Annotated in this window: 21 protein-coding genes, 1 tRNA gene and 1 other RNA gene; 4 read left to right on the top strand and 19 right to left on the bottom strand. The window is 36.0% G+C overall.

Annotated features, from left to right (window positions below):
- Positions 1-213: 213 nt before the first annotated feature.
- Positions 214-840 carry a TetR/AcrR family transcriptional regulator gene (locus tag NST63_RS06655; RefSeq protein WP_341041642.1) on the top strand — a complete coding sequence of 209 codons (627 nt, stop codon included), beginning with the start codon at positions 214-216 and terminating at the stop codon, positions 838-840.
- 375 nt (positions 841-1,215) lie between these two features.
- A complete protein-coding gene (locus NST63_RS06650; protein ID WP_341041640.1) occupies positions 1,216-1,623 on the top strand; it encodes an LAGLIDADG family homing endonuclease in 408 nt (135 codons plus the stop codon).
- Positions 1,624-2,094: 471 nt separating this feature from the next.
- Here NST63_RS06650 and ssrA read toward each other — a convergent pair.
- From ssrA to rpoN, 13 genes are all read right to left on the bottom strand, one after another.
- Positions 2,095-2,435, bottom strand: a transfer-messenger RNA (tmRNA) gene (gene ssrA, locus NST63_RS06645).
- A 134-nt stretch (positions 2,436-2,569) separates the two neighbouring features.
- Complete coding sequence (smpB, locus tag NST63_RS06640; RefSeq protein ID WP_058002848.1) at positions 2,570-3,037, bottom strand: SsrA-binding protein SmpB; 468 nt, start codon at positions 3,035-3,037, stop codon at positions 2,570-2,572.
- A gap of 68 nt (positions 3,038-3,105) precedes the next feature.
- A complete protein-coding gene (gene rnr / locus NST63_RS06635; protein ID WP_341041638.1) occupies positions 3,106-5,433 on the bottom strand; it encodes a ribonuclease R in 2,328 nt (775 codons plus the stop codon).
- 12 nt (positions 5,434-5,445) lie between these two features.
- Positions 5,446-6,192, bottom strand: coding sequence for an alpha/beta hydrolase (locus NST63_RS06630; protein ID WP_212944544.1), 747 nt, complete (start codon positions 6,190-6,192; stop codon positions 5,446-5,448).
- 317 nt (positions 6,193-6,509) lie between these two features.
- Positions 6,510-6,743, bottom strand: coding sequence for a preprotein translocase subunit SecG (gene secG, locus NST63_RS06625; RefSeq protein ID WP_058002851.1), 234 nt, complete (start codon positions 6,741-6,743; stop codon positions 6,510-6,512).
- Between the two features lie 382 nt (positions 6,744-7,125).
- Entirely contained in the window at positions 7,126-8,418 is a 1,293-nt protein-coding gene (gene eno, locus NST63_RS06620; protein WP_058002853.1) for a phosphopyruvate hydratase, read from the bottom strand.
- 77 nt (positions 8,419-8,495) lie between these two features.
- Positions 8,496-10,031 carry a 2,3-bisphosphoglycerate-independent phosphoglycerate mutase gene (gpmI, locus tag NST63_RS06615; protein WP_341041635.1) on the bottom strand — a complete coding sequence of 512 codons (1,536 nt, stop codon included), beginning with the start codon at positions 10,029-10,031 and terminating at the stop codon, positions 8,496-8,498.
- Positions 10,024-10,785, bottom strand: coding sequence for a triose-phosphate isomerase (gene tpiA / locus NST63_RS06610; protein WP_071976496.1), 762 nt, complete (start codon positions 10,783-10,785; stop codon positions 10,024-10,026). Before tpiA ends, gpmI begins: the two co-directional genes overlap by 8 nt.
- A gap of 31 nt (positions 10,786-10,816) precedes the next feature.
- Complete coding sequence (locus NST63_RS06605; RefSeq protein WP_058002856.1) at positions 10,817-12,001, bottom strand: phosphoglycerate kinase; 1,185 nt, start codon at positions 11,999-12,001, stop codon at positions 10,817-10,819.
- Between the two features lie 214 nt (positions 12,002-12,215).
- The gene (gene gap, locus NST63_RS06600; protein ID WP_071976498.1) at positions 12,216-13,223 is read right to left on the bottom strand and encodes a type I glyceraldehyde-3-phosphate dehydrogenase; all 1,008 of its coding nucleotides are present in this window, start codon (positions 13,221-13,223) and stop codon (positions 12,216-12,218) included.
- 66 nt (positions 13,224-13,289) lie between these two features.
- The gene (locus tag NST63_RS06595) at positions 13,290-14,315 is read right to left on the bottom strand and encodes a sugar-binding transcriptional regulator (RefSeq protein ID WP_058002858.1); all 1,026 of its coding nucleotides are present in this window, start codon (positions 14,313-14,315) and stop codon (positions 13,290-13,292) included.
- Positions 14,316-14,459: 144 nt separating this feature from the next.
- Positions 14,460-14,696 carry a glutaredoxin family protein gene (locus NST63_RS06590; RefSeq protein WP_212944546.1) on the bottom strand — a complete coding sequence of 79 codons (237 nt, stop codon included), beginning with the start codon at positions 14,694-14,696 and terminating at the stop codon, positions 14,460-14,462.
- A gap of 16 nt (positions 14,697-14,712) precedes the next feature.
- On the bottom strand, positions 14,713-16,056 hold the full coding sequence (gene rpoN, locus NST63_RS06585; RefSeq protein ID WP_341041634.1) for an RNA polymerase factor sigma-54: 1,344 nt from the start codon (positions 16,054-16,056) through the stop codon (positions 14,713-14,715).
- A gap of 306 nt (positions 16,057-16,362) precedes the next feature.
- Here rpoN and NST63_RS06580 point away from each other — a divergent pair.
- Both NST63_RS06580 and clpP read left to right on the top strand, forming a co-directional pair.
- Positions 16,363-16,434 (top strand) — tRNA-Arg (locus NST63_RS06580).
- 255 nt (positions 16,435-16,689) lie between these two features.
- Positions 16,690-17,283 carry an ATP-dependent Clp endopeptidase proteolytic subunit ClpP gene (gene clpP / locus NST63_RS06575; RefSeq protein ID WP_058002861.1) on the top strand — a complete coding sequence of 198 codons (594 nt, stop codon included), beginning with the start codon at positions 16,690-16,692 and terminating at the stop codon, positions 17,281-17,283.
- Positions 17,284-17,378: 95 nt separating this feature from the next.
- Here clpP and NST63_RS06570 read toward each other — a convergent pair whose 3' ends face one another.
- The 6 genes from NST63_RS06570 to trxB all read right to left on the bottom strand — a co-directional run bounded on the left by NST63_RS06570 (position 17,379) and on the right by trxB (position 22,275).
- Entirely contained in the window at positions 17,379-17,633 is a 255-nt protein-coding gene (locus NST63_RS06570; RefSeq protein WP_058002862.1) for an HPr family phosphocarrier protein, read from the bottom strand.
- A gap of 39 nt (positions 17,634-17,672) precedes the next feature.
- Positions 17,673-18,632, bottom strand: coding sequence for a DNA-binding protein WhiA (whiA, locus tag NST63_RS06565; protein WP_058002863.1), 960 nt, complete (start codon positions 18,630-18,632; stop codon positions 17,673-17,675).
- A 58-nt stretch (positions 18,633-18,690) separates the two neighbouring features.
- On the bottom strand, positions 18,691-19,683 hold the full coding sequence (locus NST63_RS06560) for a gluconeogenesis factor YvcK family protein (RefSeq protein ID WP_212944571.1): 993 nt from the start codon (positions 19,681-19,683) through the stop codon (positions 18,691-18,693).
- Complete coding sequence (rapZ, locus tag NST63_RS06555; RefSeq protein ID WP_212944572.1) at positions 19,680-20,558, bottom strand: RNase adapter RapZ; 879 nt, start codon at positions 20,556-20,558, stop codon at positions 19,680-19,682. The genes NST63_RS06560 and rapZ overlap by 4 nt, the downstream gene beginning before the upstream one ends.
- Before the next feature lie 37 nt (positions 20,559-20,595).
- The gene (locus NST63_RS06550; protein WP_212944864.1) at positions 20,596-21,054 is read right to left on the bottom strand and encodes an NUDIX hydrolase; all 459 of its coding nucleotides are present in this window, start codon (positions 21,052-21,054) and stop codon (positions 20,596-20,598) included.
- Positions 21,055-21,321: 267 nt separating this feature from the next.
- Entirely contained in the window at positions 21,322-22,275 is a 954-nt protein-coding gene (gene trxB / locus NST63_RS06545; protein WP_058002867.1) for a thioredoxin-disulfide reductase, read from the bottom strand.
- Between the last annotated feature and the right edge of the window lie 34 nt (positions 22,276-22,309).

The raw sequence follows: 22,309 nt of genomic DNA, 5'->3' as shown, positions 1-22,309 counted from the left end.
CCCAAACCCCCACTTGAAATATTTAAAATATGGTACACTGTAATTAAATGTAGGGAAAATTCAGAAAAGTAACACCGATTATATGCTCCCTTGCTACAACTATAATTTCCTTTTGTCAAATCATTCAATCAGTAAATTACTTCATGTTGTATTGATAAGCAACAGATTTCCCTAATATGTTTAAATAATGAAAGATTTAAGGGAGGAAATCACATGATAAACAAGGAGAAAATTTCGGATAAACGAGTACGCAGAACGAAATTGCAATTAAAGCAGGCTTTTATCAAACTAATGGAGGAAAAAAGTTATGATCAGATTACAGTGACAGACATCGTGAACCGTGCTGATTATAATCGTGCAACCTTCTATCGCCACTACAATGTTAAAGAAGAATTAGCAGAGGAAATGATAGCTGATAAAACGACAGCACTCGTAGAAACGTTCAAATATCCTTACAAAAGGAAAAATATGATTCATCTAAACTCTCTATCTCCATCAGACATCATCGTATTTGATCACATTATGGAAAATAGGGATTTCTATAAACTATGGAGAAAATTTCAATCAATACCCGGATTTGAGGAATCATTTTTACAGTCCATAGCAAAATTTATCAAAAAGGATATTACTTTATTAACTCCTCATGACCCTCATTTGGATAATAACCTTTATACAACTTTTTATGCTAATGGCATTTTAGGATTGATATTAGATTGGATCAAAAATGGACTTGAACCGCACCCCGACTATATGGCAGAGCAGCTTGTGAAAATCATAAACTATTATCCAGCTGAGTCATATATATCGGCAAACGGAAATTCCCCCGCTACTTTATGTTAATTGGTAAAAATGGACAACTATACATTCCATTCTGGGATGGCACTACATAAAAAAGGTTAAAACCTTATAGACTAATAGAAAATTTCAAAGTATGTCTAGAAAAGCTATGTGTACAGAAAAAGCAGCCATGGAAAGTTTCTCTGGAATTATGAAACAAGAAATTTATTACGGAGAATACTAATATCTTTTGGGGGCAGTACATTTCTATGGATTGAATTAGATATTCTAATTTAACAGCATCGTTTAGAAAAAGGTATTTCCCCTTTAAGTAGTTCATCCTATTAACTCCACATTAATATTTACTTGCTTAGTCACACTAAATTTTGTAAACTCAAAATAGAACGTATGATCGTTTTTATAAAAGGGAGGCTAGACATGGAAAAATGGGAAGCAGCCTATGTAGCTGGAATTATAGATGGGGAAGGAAGCATTACTTTAACTAGAATGCATGAAAAGGAAAACAGACGTCCATGTATCACAATTGCTTCTACTGATAAAGAACTACTCATTTATATTCAATCTTTAACAAGGGGAATAATAATAAATAAAAAGAATTACAATACGAATAAATATAAAAATTCATATACCCTATATATTAAAAAGAAATTAGATGTATTTCATACATTACAATCGATAAAACCATTTCTAAGGATAAACCAAAAAAGAGAACGTGCTAAATGGATTCTCAATAATTACGATACTGTCACTCCACGAAATGGAAAATACTCTCATGAACTTTTAAAAGAAAAATTGATGTTTGAAGAGAAATTTTTCAAATTATAAAATTTTAACTATACAAACCAATGAAAATTCCAAAAGAAAACAAGATATTTCCATATTTCCTACACTTTAATTATCTCTAATCTAATCAAAATCCTTCCCACACAAAATAAAGCATAAAGTTTCCAAAGGAAATTTTATGCTTTATGTCATAATTATTAAATTATTATCCACCATTATGTATTTGGTGGAGACGGTGGGACGTGCTATTCCATACTTTCGTAATGGCACTGACTATATCTTGTACCTGAATATCTTTCAGGTACCCCGGCGTATTATACGAAATATATATTTACTTAGTTTAAGTAGATTTCGTATCCTAGTACTACCTTTCAGGTAGCCTATAAGTCGATACACGGCTGTTGGATTACTCCACATACCGCTCGGCATTGCCTTATCGCATTTAAGCAACTTAGGTTTCACCGATAAAGCCGGATTTTCACTTATGTGTTACCACATAAGGCGACTATTTACTAATCGAACCCACGTCCAGAAACATTGCCACTTAAGCGTCTACGAGTGTAGTCGATATATTATTGTTTCGCAGCTTCTTCTGCCTATCGACAGGCGTCTGAAGTGCTAGCCTGATTGGTCTCTTCCATCGTCCCCAGGCGGAGGACAACCGGCGTAGCCCACTACAGTTGAGACCCTGACCCTACCACATGGGCGATGGAGGGAGGATCCGCTTAGTGCTTATTAGGCAGCTAAAGCGAAGTTATTGTTAGATTTGCCAGTTATTATTGGCTTTGGCGTTTTTACGAGGACGACCCCCTCGACTCGCAACCTAAGCTCAAACTATCCCTGTCGAATCCGTAACGTCCCCATAATAGAAAGGTTACGATTTCTCTTAAAAAGAGAAAGACGCTCGAGACATATGAGCTTATCTTTATTAACTACATGTATTATTATAGCATAATAATCATGTAATGCAATTGTAAATTTCTTCAAACTACATTTGCTGACGAGCTTTAAAGGCTTTTTCAATTTCACGTTTGGCTTCTTTTTTCTTTAGATCTTCACGCTTATCATATTTCTTTTTCCCTTTACCTAGGCCGATAAGCACTTTAGCATAACCATCTTTTAAATACATTTTAAGAGGGACTAATGCATAGCCAGCTTCCTTCGTTTCTCCAATTAATTTATTTATTTGTTTACGGTGAAGCAATAATTTTCTTTCACGCAATGGATCATGGTTATAACGATTTCCTTGTTCATATGTACTAATGTGCATATTGTAAATGAAAACTTCACCTTTTTGGATTCTAGCAAACGAATCCTTCAGGTTCACACGACCCGCACGAATCGATTTAATTTCTGTGCCTTGAAGAACAATTCCCGCTTCAAATGTTTCCTCAATAAAGTAATCATGATTTGCTTTTTTATTTTGTGCAACTACTTTGCCTTCTCCTTTTGGCATCTTTTTCTTCTCCCCTCTTGCCTGAAAGTAAGGGCACCTTGATCACAGGTATCAAAGTGCCACTTGGTTTATTTACGTTTTTTTGAACGCTTATTTTTCGGTGTATTAGCAAAGGATTTTTTCTTTTTCTTCTTTGCTTTTGGTGGACGTGTAGACCAATCACCATTATCAGAATTTCCTTGTGGTCCTTTATTCTTTGTATCCTTTTTATGTGAACGAACCTTAACAATTCTAGGCTGTTCTTGTCTTCCTCGTCTTGCCTGGTTATTCTTCATACCTACAATTTCAAAGTCAATATCGTGTTCATCTTTATTTACATTAATGACTCGAACCGTAATTTCGTCACCGATGCGGAATACATTTCCCGTTTTTTCACCAATCATCGCATATTGACGTTCATCATAATGATAATAGTCATCTGTCATATAACTAACATGAACTAGACCTTCAATTGTATTTGGTAATTCAACAAACATTCCAAAATTCGTTACAGAACTAATCATTCCATCGAATTCTTCGCCCACTTTATCTTCCATATATTCAGCTTTTTTCAACTCATCTGTTTCACGTTCAGCATCAACTGCCCGTCTTTCCATTTTTGAGGCATGGTCTGCTATCTCTTGAAGTGATGCATCCCATTTCGCTCTAGTCGCTTGATCGAGTTTTCCTTCTATGAGATACGTACGAATTAAGCGATGGACGATTAAGTCCGGATAGCGACGAATCGGTGATGTAAAATGTGTATAAAACTGAGTTGATAAGCCAAAATGTCCTAAACTTTCAGGATCATATTTTGCTTGTTGCATCGAACGAAGCATAACAGTCGAGATGACCATTTCCTCTGGTTTGCCTTGGACTGCTTCAATAATTTCTTGCAATGCTCTAGGATGGACAGAGTTGGCTGTTCCTCTAACAATTAAACCGAAATTAGTAATAAATTCGAAAAAGCGTTGTAGCTTTTCTTCCTTAGGGTCTTCATGAATTCGATACATGAATGGAACATCAAGCCAATGAAAATGTTCAGCAATGGTTTCATTGGCAGCAAGCATGAATTCTTCAATTAAACGCTCGGCAACTGAACGTTCTCGAATGACTACATCAACTGGCTTTCCTTCTTCATCGACAACGACCTTTGCCTCTTTAAAATCAAAATCAATGGCACCGCGTTCCATTCTTTTATTTCGAAGGATTTCAGCCAATTGTTCCATTGTTTCAAACATTGGAACTAACATTTGGTAACGGTCTCGAACTTCTTCATCTTTATCTACTAAGATTTTATTTACATCTGAGTAGGTCATTCTTTCAGTCGTTTTAATGATGCTTTCAAAAATCTCATGGTTAACCACTTCCCCTTTATCGTTAATTTCCATTTCACACGATAAGGTAAAACGATTAACTTTAGGGTTTAACGAACAGATTCCATTGGATAATCGATGCGGAATCATAGGTATGACGCGGTCAACTAAATAAACACTAGTACCTCTTTCTAATGCTTCTCTATCAATCGGTGAGCCTTCTGTCACATAGTGCGTCACATCAGCAATATGCACGCCCAATTTATAATGACCATTTTCAAGACGAGTAACCGTAACAGCATCATCTAAATCCTTTGCATCAGCCCCGTCAATGGTAACTATAGTTTCCTGGCGTAAATCGCGACGATTTCCAATTTCACTTTCATCGATCGTATCTGGTACATTATTGGCTTGTTCTAATACTTCCTCAGGAAATGCTTGCGGGAGACCATGTTTATGTATGACAGATAGAATGTCTACTCCTGGGTCATTTTTATGTCCTAGGATTCTTACTACTTCTCCCTCAGCATTTTTATGCCCTTCTGGATAAGAGGTTAAGTGAACAACCACCTTGTGTCCCTCTACTGCTCCTGCATTTTCATTTTTCGGGATAAAAACATCGCTCCCGAATTTTTTATCATCTGGAATAACAAATCCGAAATATTTGCTTTCTGTATAGGTTCCTACTATTTCTGTAATCCCACGTTCTAAAATCCGGACAACGGATCCTTCTCTTCTCGCTCCTGAGCTTTGTGAAGAAACTCGTACTAAAACGATATCGCCATGCATAGCGTTATTTTTTTCATGGGGTGGGATAAAAATATCATCTAATCCCGGCTCTTCAGGTGTTACAAAGGCAAAGCCCTTTGCATGACCAGTCATTTTCCCACGTACAAGATTCATTTTCTCTGGAAGACCATAGCGATTACTTCTTGTTCGAACGACAAGCCCTTTTTCTTCCATTGACACAAGTGTTTTAACAAATTCCTTAAAATCTGTAGAATCTTCAATTCCAAATACTTGCTCCAATTCTTGAACGGTCAGTGGTTTATAGGCTTCGTCTTTCATATATGTTAAAATTCGTGCAATTTTTTCTTCCATAATCATCCCTCCTTATTCAGACCAATCTAATTGCTCAAGATATTCATAAATATCTTCGTGAAGTTGTTCTTTTTCTTTGTCTAATGTAATCACATGCCCTGATTCTTCATACCATTTAATCTTTTTTTGATCGGATTCAACACTATTATAGATAATATTCGCACTATCCGTGTTAATCATTTCATCATTTCTAGCTTGTACGACGAAGGTTGGCGAATAGATCATATCTACATTATCACGAACTTTTCCAATTAATTCTTGAAGAGCTTTTAAGGTTTTCATCGGTGTTTTCTTAAACTCTTCTATTTCTATCTCAATTTGGCTGTCAGTTTTACCTTCAAACTTTTTATATTGTTTAGCGTAATCAATTATACCGTCATACATCGTTTCTTCACTTTTTATATACATAGGGGCACACATAGGAATTATTCCCTTTACAGGTACAGTGTAACCTAATTTTAAAGAAAATACCCCACCTAGTGATAAACCTGCAACAGCGATTTCATCATACCCTTTATTTTTTAAATGCTCATAACCTGTCATTACATCCTGCCACCAATCATTGGGACCAGTATGAACTAATTCTTCAGGTGGTACTCCATGTCCTTTATAAATTGGGGCATGTGTGGTATAGCCCTTTTTTTCAAGAAATCTTCCAAGCATACGAACATCAGCAGAACTACCTGTAAATCCATGTAGTAGTAATACCGCTCGTTTTCCTGCTTCGAATGTAAATGGCTTTGGTGGTACAATTTTCATGATGCTTACTCCTTTAAAAAAGACTTTGTATCTTAGTTTTAACAGACTCTTTTCAAACATTCCAGAAATTACTGCTTGTTTATGAAGGAATATTTAAAAACAAAAACCTAAATCATTAGATCGTTTATAATATCTATCGATTACAGTATCTTCCATTTTTCTGTTCCTGCGAGAATAACACTTACGTTTTCTCACACCTCGTCCCTTTTTCCGCTCGATTCAGAAACTTCACCCGGAGTTTTCGTCACATCTCATTTCTAAAATGTAGATGATAATAAACGATAAAAAACCTGACCAACCATCGGTCAGTCAGGTGTTTAAATTCCGAAATATGAAACAGCTAATGCTAATAAAATAAATAATACTGCAAGAACTACTGTAATTCGATGTAATACTAAATCCATTCCACGAGCTTTTTGCTTTCCAAATAGCTGTTCTGCACCACCAGAAATCGCTCCTGATAAACCTGCACTTTTTCCTGACTGTAAAAGTACAACAATAATTAATGCAATCGCATCAACGATTAATAATGTCATAAACAATGCGTGCACGAAGCCCACCTCCATATCGAACAAATAAACGTAACTTTACTGTACCATACTTTCAACTTGTACACAACGAAATTTGGTGGCTAGAACCAAAAATGGTGTCTGTCACTAAAAAAAGTAAAAATGATTTGCGATAGGGTATAGAATTCGCACAAATAAGGATGGAATTCGCATGAAATTTTCGTTATTCGCACGAAACGGACCTTGTTTGGCACGAATACAAATTATATTGCTTGATTCGCACAAATTCCTACATGATTCGCACGATCTTACGCTGGATTCGCACGAAATATTTTCAACACCAGATTTCCCATAAAAAAAGGGAATATATATTGTCTTACCTAGTAAAAAAAGCCGGCAAGCAGCCGGCATCTTTAACTAACAATTATTTTTTCAAATTGTAGAATGTATCTTTTCCTAGGTATTGAGCTGTATCAGCTAATTGATCTTCAATACGAAGTAATTGGTTGTATTTTGCAACACGGTCTGTACGAGATGGTGCACCAGTTTTAATTTGACCAGCGTTTGTTGCAACAGCAATGTCAGCAATAGTTGTATCTTCTGTTTCACCAGAACGGTGTGAGATGATTGCTGTGTAGCCTGCACGTTTTGCCATTTCAATGGCATCGAAAGTTTCTGTTAGTGTACCAATTTGGTTAACTTTAATTAAGATTGCATTGCCAACACCTTGTTTGATTCCTTCAGAAAGTTTCTTTGTATTCGTTACGAATAAATCGTCACCAACAAGTTGAACTTTTTTACCGATACGTTCAGTTAGAAGCTTATGACCTTCCCAGTCATTTTCATCTAAACCATCTTCGATTGAGATGATTGGATATTTAGAAGTAAGCTCTTCATACCAATCCACCATTTCAGCAGATGTACGGACAACACCTTCACCTGATAAATGATATTTACCGTCTTCTTTATTATAGAATTCGGAAGATGCAGCATCCATTGCAAGCATAACTTCTTCTCCTGGCTTGTAACCAGCTTTCTCGATTGCCTCGATAATTGTTTGAAGGGCTTCTTCATTTGATTTTAAGTTAGGAGCGAAACCACCTTCATCACCAACAGCTGTATTTAAACCTTTTGATTTAAGAACGGCTTTAAGATTATGGAAAATTTCAGCACCCATACGTAATGCTTCCTTGAATGTTGGTGCACCAACAGGCATAATCATAAATTCTTGAATATCCACATTGTTATCTGCATGTTCTCCACCATTGACGATGTTCATCATTGGTACTGGAAGTTGCTTAGAGTTAAATCCTCCAAGGTATTCATAAAGTTCAATTCCTAAGAAATCAGCTGCAGCACGAGCAACCGCCATAGATACACCTAAAATAGCATTTGCGCCAAGCTTACCTTTGTTTTCCGTACCATCTAGTTCAATAAGAAGTTTATCAATAACTACTTGCTCTGTAACGTCATAACCGATTAATTCTTCAGCAATAATTTCGTTAACATTTTTAACAGCAGTTTGAACACCTTTTCCTAAATAACGGCTCTTATCACCGTCACGAAGTTCAACTGCTTCATATTCACCAGTTGATGCACCACTTGGTACTAAGGCGCGTCCAAATGCACCTGATGCTGTGTAAACTTCTACTTCTACAGTTGGATTACCGCGTGAATCCAATACTTCGCGTGCGTATACTTCAGTAATATGTGGCATATTTTATTCTCCTATTCTTTTCAATAAATTTTGATAAGTTAATTCTTGTTTTTTGTAACTTAGACTAAGTAAATAATTTAATGTTTAATAATCGTTTTACCTGTCATTTCTTCAGGCTGTTTTACACCAAGTAGATCAAGCATGGTCGGAGCAAGATCGCCTAATATCCCGCCATCTCGAAGTTCTATTCCTTTTTTCGTTACGATAACTGGAACCGGGTTGGTAGTATGAGCTGTCATTGGTTGACCTTCGAGAGTGATCACTTCATCGGCATTCCCGTGATCAGCAGTAATAATTGCTGTACCACCCTTTTCGATAATGAGATCAACAATCTTACCAAGACATTCATCTACTGTTTCTATCGCTTTTATTGTTGGCTCTAGCATTCCTGAGTGCCCAACCATATCTGGATTGGCAAAGTTAAGAATGATCGCATCTTGTTTATCATCTTGAATTTCTTTTAATAATGCATCTGTAACTTCATAAGCACTCATTTCCGGTTTTAAATCATAGGTAGCTACCTTTGGTGAATTAATTAATATTCGTGTTTCGCCAGGAAATTCAGCTTCACGTCCCCCACTCATAAAGAAGGTAACATGTGGATATTTCTCTGTTTCTGCTATACGTAATTGTTTTAAACCGTTTTGTGATAAAACTTCACCAAGTGTATTATCCAAGTTTACAGGTTGAAAAGCAACATATCCATCTACAGTTTCTGAAAAATGAGTTAAACAAACAAAAAATAAATCTTTTGGATGCTTTGGACCGCGATCAAATGAACGAAAATCTTTATTCGTAAACGTGTTAGAAATTTGTATTGCACGGTCAGGTCTAAAATTATAGAAGATGACTGAGTCCTTATCTTTAATTGTTGCTACAGGCTCACCATTTTCTTTTGTGATAACAGAAGGAATAACGAATTCATCATAGATACCATGAGAATATGAATCCTCTACAAGCTTTAATGGATCTGTATACGTTGGACCTTCTCCATAAACCATTGCGCGATACGATTTCTCTACACGTTCCCAACGCTTATCACGGTCCATTGAATAATAACGACCAGAAATCGTAGCAAATTCACCGACCCCTAGTTCATCCATTACTTTTTGTGTTTCTTTTATATATTTTTCAGCAGTTTGTGGACCAACATCACGACCATCAAGGAAAGAGTGGACATACACCTTTTTCACGCCTTCACTTGCTGCTAGTTTTAATAATGCGAATAGATGATTGATATGACTGTGTACGCCCCCATCAGATAAAAGTCCAAATAGATGGAGACTAGTTCCATTCTTTTTCACATTTTCAATGGCTTGAAGGAAGGTTTCATTTTTCACAAAATCTCCTTCGCGAATTGATACATTTACCCTTGTTAAACTTTGATAAACGATACGACCAGCACCGATATTTAAATGTCCTACCTCAGAGTTTCCCATTTGACCCTCAGGTAATCCAACTGCCTCACCACTCGCAGTTAATGTATTGTGAGGATAATTTGCCCAAAATCGATCAAAGTTCGGCTTTTTAGCTTGAGTAACCGCATTTCCCTTTGTTTCCTCACGCAAACCAAACCCATCCAAAATAATTAGGGCTACAGGAGATTTACTCATGGCTTACCGCCTCCAGTAGTTGTAAAAAGCTTTGTGGCTCTAAACTTGCACCGCCAACTAATGCTCCATCAATATCAGACTGTGCCATATATTCTTTAATATTCGTTGGTTTTACACTACCACCATATTGAATACGTACAGAATCAGCAGCTTCTTTTGAAAATTGTTGTTCAACAACTTTGCGGATATGTGAGCAAACTTCATTTGCATCTTCTGCAGTAGAAGATTTTCCTGTTCCAATTGCCCAGATTGGTTCATATGCAATCACTGTTTGTTTCACTTGATCCTCAGTCAATCCAACTAATGCGTTTTTCACTTGTGAAGCAACAAAATCCATTGTTTCATTGTTTTCTCTTTGTTCAAGAGTTTCCCCTACACATACGATTGGAGTTAGATTGTATTTAAATGCAGCTAGTACTTTTTTATTTACCGCTTCATCTGTTTCATTAAACATTTCTCGACGCTCTGAGTGACCAAGAATGACATAATCTACATGTAAATCTTGAAGAGCTTTTGGACTAATTTCTCCTGTAAATGCTCCACTTTCTTCAAAGTGCATATTTTGAGCACCAATGGCAACATCAGACTGATTCGTAGATTCTACTAATCGATCTAAAAATAGAGCTGGTGCACAAATAACAGAATCAACGACGTTTTTATTTGGAACTAAGCCTGAAACTGCTTCAGCAAATGATTTTGCTTCAGACATTGTTTTATGCATCTTCCAGTTACCGGCAATAATCGGTTTACGCATGAATAACATCCTTTCTATTTTCAACGATTGCTTATTTATCGTTTAACGCAGCAACACCTGGTAATGTTTTACCTTCCATAAATTCTAAAGAAGCTCCACCACCAGTTGAAATATGACTCATTTTATCTGCTAGATTGAATTTCTCTACAGCTGCAGCAGAATCTCCTCCACCAATTACAGAATATGTATTTGGTGCTTCTGCTAAAGCAGCTGCTACACCCTTAGTACCATTCGCAAAGGAATCTAATTCAAATACTCCCATAGGTCCGTTCCAAATGACAAGTTTGGACTCACGAACGACATCACGATAAAGTTCTATTGTTTTTGGTCCTATATCAAGAGCTTCCCAATCAGCTGGAATTTCATCAATGGAAACAACCTTTTTATTAGCTGAATCTGAAAAATCATCCGCTACAACTACATCTACAGGCATATAGAATTTCACATTTTTTTGTTCTGCTTTTTCCATAAATGATTTTGCCAGATCAATCTTATCTTCTTCTAATAAAGATTTTCCGATTTCATAACCCTTTGCTTTAACAAACGTATAAGCTAGACCACCACCGATAATCAAGTTATCGACTTTCTCTAGCAAGTTATCAATGACACCAATTTTATCTTTTACTTTTGCCCCACCAATAATTGCTGTAAAAGGACGTTCTGGATTAGAAAGTGCTTTCCCGAGAACTTCTAGTTCCTTTTCCATTAAGAAACCTGCAACAGCTGGTAAAAATTTCGCAATTCCTTCTGTTGAAGCATGGGCGCGGTGTGCTGCACCAAATGCATCATTCACATAAATATCAGCTAAATCTGCAAAGTTCTTCGCTAATTCCGGGTCATTTTTTTCCTCTCCAGGATAAAAACGAACATTTTCAAGTAAGACAACATCACCATCATTTAATTGATCAATTTCTGCCTTTGCAATTTCACCGTAAGCCTCGTTTGATTTACGAATATCCTTTTTCAATAACTCACTTAATCTTTTGGCAACAGGTGTAAGTCTTAATTCTTCCACTACTTGGCCTTTGGGACGTCCTAAATGGCTAGCTAAAATTACCTTAGCTCCCTGATCTATTAAGTACTGAATAGTTGGTAATGCTGCACGGATTCGCGTATCATCTGTTACGTTTCCATTTTGAAGTGGGACATTAAAGTCAACCCGGCAAAATACACGTTTTCCACGCAAATCAATATCTTTAATTGTCTTCTTATTCATCCGTTATGACCTCCTTTAGTAACACAATTATGTACAGGCATATTAGCAAAAGTTTTAAACTAAATACTAAATAGCCTATGTAAAAAGGGAGGGGGATTGTTCCCCACTCCCCTTTGTCCATTTCTACAGGTTAGCTTGTGCTTTCCAAGTAAAAATGGTTCAAGAAAAATATACCATTACATTCATCGAATTAAAAATGAAATTTTAAATTATATTACAAACCTTTTTTTGCAATGTAAGCAGCTAAGTCTACTACACGGTTTGAATAACCAGTTTCATTGTCATACCATGAAAGAACTTTTACCATATTATCTTCTAATACCATTGTAGATAAACCATCTACAGTTGATGATTCTTTTGCACCATTGTAATCACGAGATACAAGTGGAAGATCACTGTATGCAAGAATTCCTTTTAATTCACCTTCTGCAGCTTCTTTTAATGCTGCATTAACCTCTTCAGCAGTTACATTTTTATCTAATTCAGCAACTAGATCGACAACTGATACGTTTGAAGTAGGTACACGCATTGCCATACCGTTTAATTTCCCTTTTAATTCAGGTAAAACTAAAGCAACAGCTTTTGCAGCACCTGTAGTTGTTGGAATCATATTTTCTGCTGCTGCACGTGCACGTCGATAGTCTTTATGTGGTAAATCAAGAATTTGTTGATCATTTGTATATGAGTGAACAGTTGTCATCATACCACGTTTAATACCAAATTTTTCATTTAGTACTTTTGCAAATGGTGCTAAGCAGTTTGTTGTACAAGAAGCGTTAGAGATAACATTATGATTAGCAGCATCATATTTATCTTCGTTAACACCCATTACAATTGTAATATCTTCATCTGTTGCAGGAGCAGAGATAATAACTTTTTTTGCACCAGCTTCTAAATGTTTAGCAGCATCTGCACGTTTTGTGAAGCGACCAGTAGATTCTACAACGATATCTACTCCAAGATCTCCCCAACCAAGTTGAGCTGGGTCACGTTCAGCTAAAACTTTTACTTTATGTCCGCCTACAACAAGGCTATCTCCGTCAACAGTTACATCTTGCTCAAGTGTTCCATGAACAGTATCATATTTTAAAAGATGAGCGAGCATATTCGCATCTGTTAAATCATTAACAGCTACCACTTCAACCTCAGGATTATTTAATGCAGCACGAAATACATTACGACCAATACGACCAAAACCATTGATACCAACTTTTACAGTCATTTATATTTCCTCCTTAGGATATCTTTTATAATTTATATAATTTCAAAAAGAATCTTCCTTTTGAAACTAATAACCAATCATTTTTGTTGCAGCACCTTCATCGGTAATCAGGACAGTAGATTTTGTTGCACTTTTCATACAAGCTTTTATTGCTTTCGCTTTAGAAGATCCACCAGCCACGGCTATGACATGTTTAATTTTCTGTAAGTCTTGTAATTGAAGGCCAACCGTAGGTACTTTATGTACTACTTGACCAGCTTCATTGAAATAGTAACCGAAGGCTTCTCCAACCGCATGTCCATTTGTAATTAGTTTCATATCTTCTTCCTTTGTGTTTCTACGCTTAGCCATTACATTAGCATCTCCAATTCCATGTAAAACCATGTCTGCATTTTTAATTAAATGGAGTACCTCTTTTATAATGGGTTCTTTAATAAAGGACTGATATACTTCTTTACTTACTTGATCAGGAACATACAGGACACGGTGTTTTGCACCTGTGTTTTCCGCCATTTTGGCACACACAGAATTTGCCTCATTTTTGACATCTTCTCCAATTCCACCTCTAGCTGGTACGAAAACAGTATCGGAATCACCAATAAAATCAGCAGATATCATATCTGCGACAGCTGCCATTGTACTACCACCTGCAACAGCAATCGTATTTTTTCCTACAAGGCGCTTCTTCATTCTTTTTGCACATGCTCTACCAAGTTCCTGTTTTACCCAAGGGGTTTCATCACTATCACCAGGGACAATAACCACTTCTTGAAGGTTCAATAATTCTTTTAGCTTTTCTTCCATCTCATTGATGCCTGAAATCTCTCTCATCATTCCAGATAGACCTTCGAGTACGGAAAGACCCTGTTCCGAAACAGACATTCCATTCGTTTTAATTGTAATGAGCTTTTGTTCATTGAGAAATTCTACTTCACTACGTAAAACGCGTTCCGAGAAGCCCAATACTTGTGCTAATGTTCTTCTTCCCACTGGCTCCATAAAATGAATAGAGCGAAGAATTTGGAAACGTTTTTGCATAACAGAGAGCATATCAGGTAATAATTTTTTTTGAAGCTCAATTAATGTATACATCGTTTTATTCCCTTCAAGAAATATCACGGGTCACTTATCGTCCCACGTAGACATATTATGTCCCGACTGATATAAAAAAATTTACCCTTGCTACAATTTTTATTTTAGCAGGGTAAAAACAGGAATTCAACCAAATTGACTTATTTATTTTTTTAAATAGCTTTGTAAGGTAAAATAATCAATCTGGCCATATTGAATGATCTCATTATTCATTTCAATGACTGGAATCATTAAGCCGTACTTCTCGGTCAACTCATCACTTTCATCAATATTCTTCTCAATTATTTCAAAAGAAAATTCACTTTGTAAGATGGTCAATAATTGCATGGCTTCTTTACAGAGCTGGCATTGATTTCTTGTGTAAAATATTACTTGATCCATATCGATTCTCCTTATATTATGCAAATCGCTTTCTTTTTGAAGAGGATGGAATGTTTAATTGATCTCGATACTTTGCTACTGTTCTACGAGAGATGATGATCCCTTCATTTTTTAAATCATCTGCAATTCCTTGATCAGATAATGGTTTTAATTTATTTTCTTGTTCTATCAAATGGGATATGCGCATTTTAACTTGTTGAGCAGATGCCTGGTCCTCCTCATCAATTGAATTAGATTTCATTATACTCGTTGAGAAAAAGTACCGTAATTCATATGTCCCAAATGGTGTTTGAATAAATTTTTCTCTTACTGCCCGGCTAACTGTTGATTCATGCACATTAATTTCTTCAGATATCTCTTTCATCGTTAAAGGTTTTAAATATTCCGGTCCCTTTAAAAAGAAATCATACTGCTTTTGAATAATCGCCATTCCTACTTTCAAAAGTGTTTCTTTCCGTTGTCGAAGGCTTCTCATAATCCATTGATAATCTTGTGTTTTTTCCTTTAAAAAATGTTTCACTTGTTGATCCTTATAGGATGACATCATTTTATAATAGTCTTTTTGAAATTGCACATTTGGAAGATGTTTCTGGAACAGATCTAATTCGATCGTATCATTCTCAAGCGTTACAATTAAATCCGGCACGATATATTGCGCCTGTTCCGAGTGATAAGCTGCTCCTGGTCGTGGATTTAATGTTTTGATATAGTCAGCAGCCCATTGTATCTCATTAATTTCCACTCCAAGCCGCTTGGAAAGCGGTTTCCATTTTCGATCGGCAAACTCCAAAAAGTATTGAGTAAGAATGTCATTAACTAGGGTTGGGCAATCTTTTTTTTGATTAACCTGTAGTAATAAGCACTCCTGTAAATTTCGTGCACCGACTCCGACAGGTTCTAAACCATGTAGTATATCCAAGCAACGGTTCACAACTACCAGCTCTACATCATTCTTTTTAGCCACTTCCTCAATTGGAACAGTTAGATAGCCATTTGAGTCAAGATTGTAAATGAGATAGGATAATACAGCTTTTTCACTATTTGTTAGCGTTTTCAAAGAAAGCTGCATAAATAAATAGTCTTGTAGATTGATAGATGACTGAGAGATTTGATCAATCCATTGTTTATAGTCGCGCTCATTTTTGTATGATTTTCTTTTTTTGAATCCATCCGAACCTAAATCTATATATTTTACATTTGTATGCTCTAATTGTATCAAAGGATTTTCGATAGCCTTTTCTTCTAGAAAAGAGACTAGCTCTTGAGTTGAGTATTGTAGAAGTTCGATAGCTTGTTTCAATTCTTGTGTCATTGTTAATTTCAAAGATTGTTGTTGATATAATCCGAATTGTAAATTCAAGCAATTCCCCTCCGTTTGTTCCTTTTTTATTATTTTACCTTACAATATATTCTCCGTATATAATAAATGTAAAATCCCTTCTTTATCATCTCTTTAGTTAAGACTCTTTGAACTAATAACTATCGGCTGAAGACCACGAACTCTCTTCATTTCACTGAGTAAAGTAATGCAACCTCTATAGACGGACCAAATTTGCGAAAAAAGATTAAGATGAGATACTGAATTTTTAATAGAAAGGGATTGGAAAAAAGTGTTGCATTTTCAGTGTTTCTCATTTATAATTTTAATTCGTACGGTTCTAAACATGCCCTCGTGGTGCAACGGATAGCACGTGAGATTCCGGTTCTTAAAATGGGGGTTCGATTCCCTCCGAGGGCGTAAGAAACCTCTTGTTCTGATGAGAACAAGAGGTTTTTTTATATTTTCAAATGGTTTAAAAACTTTTAATTTGGTTAATATGTTTAGAGTGTAAAAAAGTTTATAAAATTAAAAGTGAATTGTTTGACCTTTATTGACCATCAGTGTATGATAACATTAAATAAGGAAAATTTTCCTTTAGGCTTTTAAATAAAAAATGCCTTGTAAAGAGAATTCAATCGGTGTATATACCGAATATGTTAAGGAGGAGCAAGTATGAACTTAATTCCTACAGTTATTGAACAAACGAATCGTGGAGAACGTGCATATGATATTTATTCAAGATTATTAAAGGATCGTATCATCATGCTTGGTAGTGCTATCGATGATAATGTAGCAAATTCAATTGTTGCACAGCTTTTATTTTTAGATGCAGAAAACCCAGGTAAGGATATTTCACTTTATATTAATAGCCCTGGTGGAAGTATCACGGCTGGTATGGCAATCTATGATACGATGCAATTTATTAAATCTGATGTTTCAACAATTTGTACTGGTATGGCTGCTTCCATGGGTGCTTTCTTACTAGCTGCAGGTGAAAAAGGTAAAAGATATGCACTTCCAAATAGTGAAGTTATGATTCACCAACCGCTTGGTGGTGCACAAGGACAGGCAACAGAAATTGAAATTGCTGCAAAGCGTATTTTGTTCTTACGTGAAAAATTAAATAAAATTTTAGCTGAACGTACAGGTCAGCCATTAGAAGTAATCGAAAAAGATACAGACCGCGATAACTTTATGACTGCTGAAAAAGCAAAAGAATATGGGTTAATTGATAGCATTATTACTCGTTCTGACGAAAGAAAATAAGATAAAAAGTTGAAAGAACTGCTACCTATAAATAGGTAGCAGTTCTTTTCTACATACAGTTCTCCAGACTCTTAGTAGCCAGAAAGTTACATGATTTATTCGTTCTCAACAAATTTAGCTAAGCCTTCAACCGCCTCTTTTTCATCGCTTCCACTAGCACTTAATGTAATAACGGAACCTACACCTGCTGCTAAACTCATTAACCCCATAATACTTTTGGCATTTACCTTCTTGCCATCCTTCTCTAAGAAAATTTCCGAAGAATAACGATTTGCCTCCTGAACGAACAAGGCTGCTGGACGAGCTTGTAGGCCTGTTTTCAGTTTTATTTCTACTTGTTTCTCAACCATTCTTTCTTCTCCCTTCATTTATTTTTTATTTACCCTAATTTATTTTGAAATAGAATTTCTATCTAGTTCCCCTGCTCTGAGCTTGTCAGCGATTTCGTCAATTTTTCTTAATCGATGATTGATACCGGACTTACTAATATTCCCTGATGAGACCATTTCGCCCAATTCCTTCAGTGTAACATCCTGGTAGGCAACACGTAATTCAGCAATTTCGCGAAGCTTATCTGGTAATATTTGAAGACCCACTGTTTCATCGATGAATCGAATATTTTCAACCTGGCGGAGAGCAGCTCCAATTGTTTTATTCAAATTGGCCGTTTCACAGTTCACTAGTCGATTGACCGAATTTCTCATATCCCGTACGATCCTAACATCTTCGAAGCGAAGTAATGAATTATGAGCACCAATGACATTTAAGAACTCTGTTATTTTTTCAGCTTCCTTTAAATAAGTAATAAATCCCTTTTTTCGTTCTAATGTTTTACTATTAAGATTGAAAAAGTTCATTAATTCACATAAAGAATCATTATGTTCCTTATACAATGAAAATATCTCTAGATGATAAGAGGAGGTTTCAGGATTGTTTACGGAGCCTCCAGCAAGGAATGCACCACGTAAATAGGAACGTTTACAACATTTTTTCTTAATTAAAGCGGGTGAAATATTATGGATAAAAGTAAAACCTTCACCTAATATTTCTAAATCCTCTAGAATTTCCTTAGCTTTCGCTTTCATCCGGACAATATAAACATTGTTTTTCTTTAAACGCATTTTTTTTCTAACTAATAATTCAACAGGAGTATCATATATGCGCTTTATTAGAGTATAAATCCTTCGAGCAATTGCTGCATTTTCCGTCTGAACATTCACGACCAAAATTCGATTGGAAAAAGATAATGATCCGTTCATACGAATCAATGCTGACAGCTCTGAGCGAACACAGCAATCTTTTACTTGTAAATTTGTTAATTCTTTTTTTGTTTCCGAAGCAAATGACATATTTTTATACCTCCAGTTGACCCTCGACTGAATGTTGTGGAGGGGGAAGCATTAACATTCAGCTTCCACTCTTTATTTTTTCTTTTAATTGATCGTCAATCAAGGAATATATAATTTTAGCAACCTTTTCAGTATCATGGCGTATATAGCCATTTTGGTAAGTTATAATTCGATCATAGAGAACTTCTAATCCCATTGCTTCAAGACGATCTACATCAAAAACAACTGGTTTAGCAAGCTCCTCTTTATATTTCTCCTGTATTTCTGGAGGTACCTCTTCGTTATTCACAAGTACAGTGTCAATAAATGAACACCCCATATGATCATAAATGGCTTGTATATGATCGCTGGCAGTAAAGTCAAGTGTTTCACCTGCTTGTGTCATTAGATTGCAAATGTATACCTTTTTTGCTTTTGCACGGCAAACCTCTTCTCCAAGCTTTGGAACAAGCAAATTCGGTAAAATACTAGTATATAAGCTACCTGGTCCAATGATAATAAGATCGGCATTTCGTATTGCACGAACCGTTTCTGATAATGGATGAATCACATCAGGTGTCAAAAACACGCGTTTTATTCTTTTTCCTGAAAAAGGAATCTGTGATTCACCAGTAATAACTGTTCCATCTTCCATCTCTGCATGAAGGATCACACTTTGATTTGCAGCAGGCAGAACTTTACCATGAACATTTAGTACTTTGCTCATCTCTTGGATAGCATGGACAAAATCCCCAGTAATAGATGTCAAAGCGGCTATAATTAAATTTCCTAATGAATGCCCGGAAAGTTCATTAGATGTTTTAAAACGATGCTGAAACATTTGTTCAACTAATGGTTCTACATCTGAAAGAGCAGCGAGGACATTTCGTATATCACCTGGAGAAGGGATATCCATTTCATCCCTAATTCGTCCAGAGCTCCCCCCATCATCTGCTACTGTCACAATCGCTGTTATATCGACTGGATATTTTTTCATACCTCTTAATAAAACAGATAATCCAGTCCCACCGCCGATTACAACAATCCGCGGTTGCTTTCCATCCATTCTCATGATGTTGTTTCCTTCCTTTTCTTTATATCCCGATGCGTAATCCGCGTCTGATAATCATTTTCAAAATGATGGGCTATATACTCAGTCAATGCTACGGAACGATGTTGACCACCAGTGCACCCAATCGCAATAACTAACTGGCTTTTTCCCTCACGTTTATAATGTGGGAGCATAAATGTAAGTAAATCAATCACTTTTTCTAAAAACTTACTCGTTTCATTCCATTTTAAAACATAGTCATATACATCTTTATCTAATCCTGTTTTTGGACGCATGTTTTCTATATAATATGGATTTGGTAAGAAGCGGACATCAAATACTAGATCCGCATCAATTGGAAGACCATGCTTAAATCCAAATGACATGACATTAACAGTAAATGTCGATTGTTTGTTAATGGAAAACTCTGTTAGAATTTTTTCCCGCAACTCCTTAGGTTTAATCCCTGAAGTATTAAAGATAATTTGTGCTCGACCCTTAAGCTCCTCTAACAACATCCGTTCCTGTTTAATACCTTCTAAAGGCAAGCCAGTCTGAGATAAGGGATGTAGCCGTCTTGTTTCTTTATATCTTCTAACCAATACAGAATCATCTGCATCTAAAAAGAGTATACGTGGAGAAACCCAAGAAGTTTCAGCTAAATCATCTAATGCTTTAAATAAATGATCAAAAAATTCACGCCCGCGTAAATCCATTACAAGCGCAACCTTATTCATTTGATTATTCGCATCCTTCATCAGTTCCAAAAACTTTGGTAGCAGTGTCGGTGGCAAGTTATCAACACAAAAAAAGCCAAGATCTTCAAAGCTTTGAATAGCTACTGTCTTTCCAGCGCCAGACATCCCGGTTATGATCACTAATTGAACACTGCTCATAAATTTCTCCCCCTATATCAAATGGTAATAAAAATAATTAACTAGGATCTAATCGATAAGATAGTAATTCAAACTCTGAAGTGTAAGTAAAATTACCATAAATTATTCCATTTCCATGGATTAAGTAATCTAAAATATGGTGATCACCTTCTGCCATTGATAATTGATTGATTTCATCAATGGAGTGCCACTCCAGAATTCCTTCTTCAGACTGCTCTAAAGGAGTTCCATCACCATCTGTTGCTTTAAATGAGAACATCATCCATTCCGAGATAATGTCGTTTCCTTCTTTTATATTAATTGTAAAAATCCCTTTTAGTGAGGGCTGTTTTATATAAATTCCTGTTTCTTCTCGAAACTCCCGAATAACTGATTCACGAATGGTTTCTCCTTGTTCCATCTTGCCTCCTGGAGCAACCCACCAATTTCGACGAGGTTTTTGCAGAAGCAAAATTTTATTGTTCTTTATATATAAGCAATTCGTTACACGTTGCAAATTAATCACCTCGTTACTCATCATAAATATGTAGTCATTTATCCATATATCTACTCATTATATTATACTATCTTTCCCGATGGCTAACAATGAAAGACCCATGATGAATATGCTACATCATACCAATGTTTAAAAGCGTTTCCTGTGCAAAAAAAAGCACAGGCATCACCTGTGCTAAAAGGGGTATTATTAAAAAAAGGGGGTCAATTTCAACTATCTATATCTTAACCCATGATTATTTCAACGGCATTACAGAAATATGACTTTTTAGTTATTTTTCACATGAAGCTTTTCTTTTAATTCTTCTACATAAACCTGTGCATTCTGTGCTGCGATACTGCCATCACCTGTTGCAGTAACAATTTGTCGTAATGTTTTTTCCCTAACATCCCCAGCAGCAAAAATTCCAGGGATTTTTGTCACCATATTTTCATCCGTTACAATATAGCCTGCTTCATTTGTAATTCCTAAGCTTGCAAATGGTTTCGTTAGTGGAACCATTCCAATGTAAATAAACACACCATCTGTTTTAAATTCTTGTTCTTCTCCGTTTTCAGTAGAAATTAATGTAACAGAGCTTACTTTCCCATTTTCTTCATGAATTTCTTTCAAAGTATGATTCCAAATGAAATCAACCTTTTCATTTGCAAATGCTCGATCTTGAAGAATTTTTTGAGCTCGAAGCTGATCACGTCGGTGAATAATGGTAACTTTGCTTGCAAAGCGAGTTAAATAAACTCCTTCTTCAACAGCTGAATCTCCTCCACCAATAACGACTAATTCTTTATTTTTAAAGAATGCACCGTCACAAACCGCACAATAAGAAACTCCACGTCCGCCTAGTTCCTTCTCGCCCGGAACACCTACTTTTTTATACTCAGCACCTGTAGCAATAATAATGGCTCTCGCCTTATATTCCTTTGAACCAGCATTAATGGTTTTGTATTCTTCTCCATCAATGATTTCCTTAATATCACCATAGGCATATTCTGCTCCAAATTTCTTCGCATGCTCGAACATTTTATTAGAAAGATCTGGTCCAAGAATATGGTCATATCCTGGATAGTTCTCAACTTCCTCGGTATTTGCCATTTGTCCGCCTGGAATTCCACGTTCAATCATTAAGGTAGACAAATTAGCACGAGATGTATAAACAGCTGCGGTCATTCCAGCAGGACCCGCACCAACAATTATAACATCATAAATTTTTTCCTCTGACACAATCAACACTCCTTTTACAATGACAATAACTTAG

This window comes from Heyndrickxia sp. FSL W8-0496 (genome assembly GCF_038007825.1).
Lineage (GTDB): Bacteria > Bacillota > Bacilli > Bacillales > Bacillaceae_C > Heyndrickxia > Heyndrickxia oleronia.
This window is presented reverse-complemented; position numbering and strand designations above follow the sequence as displayed.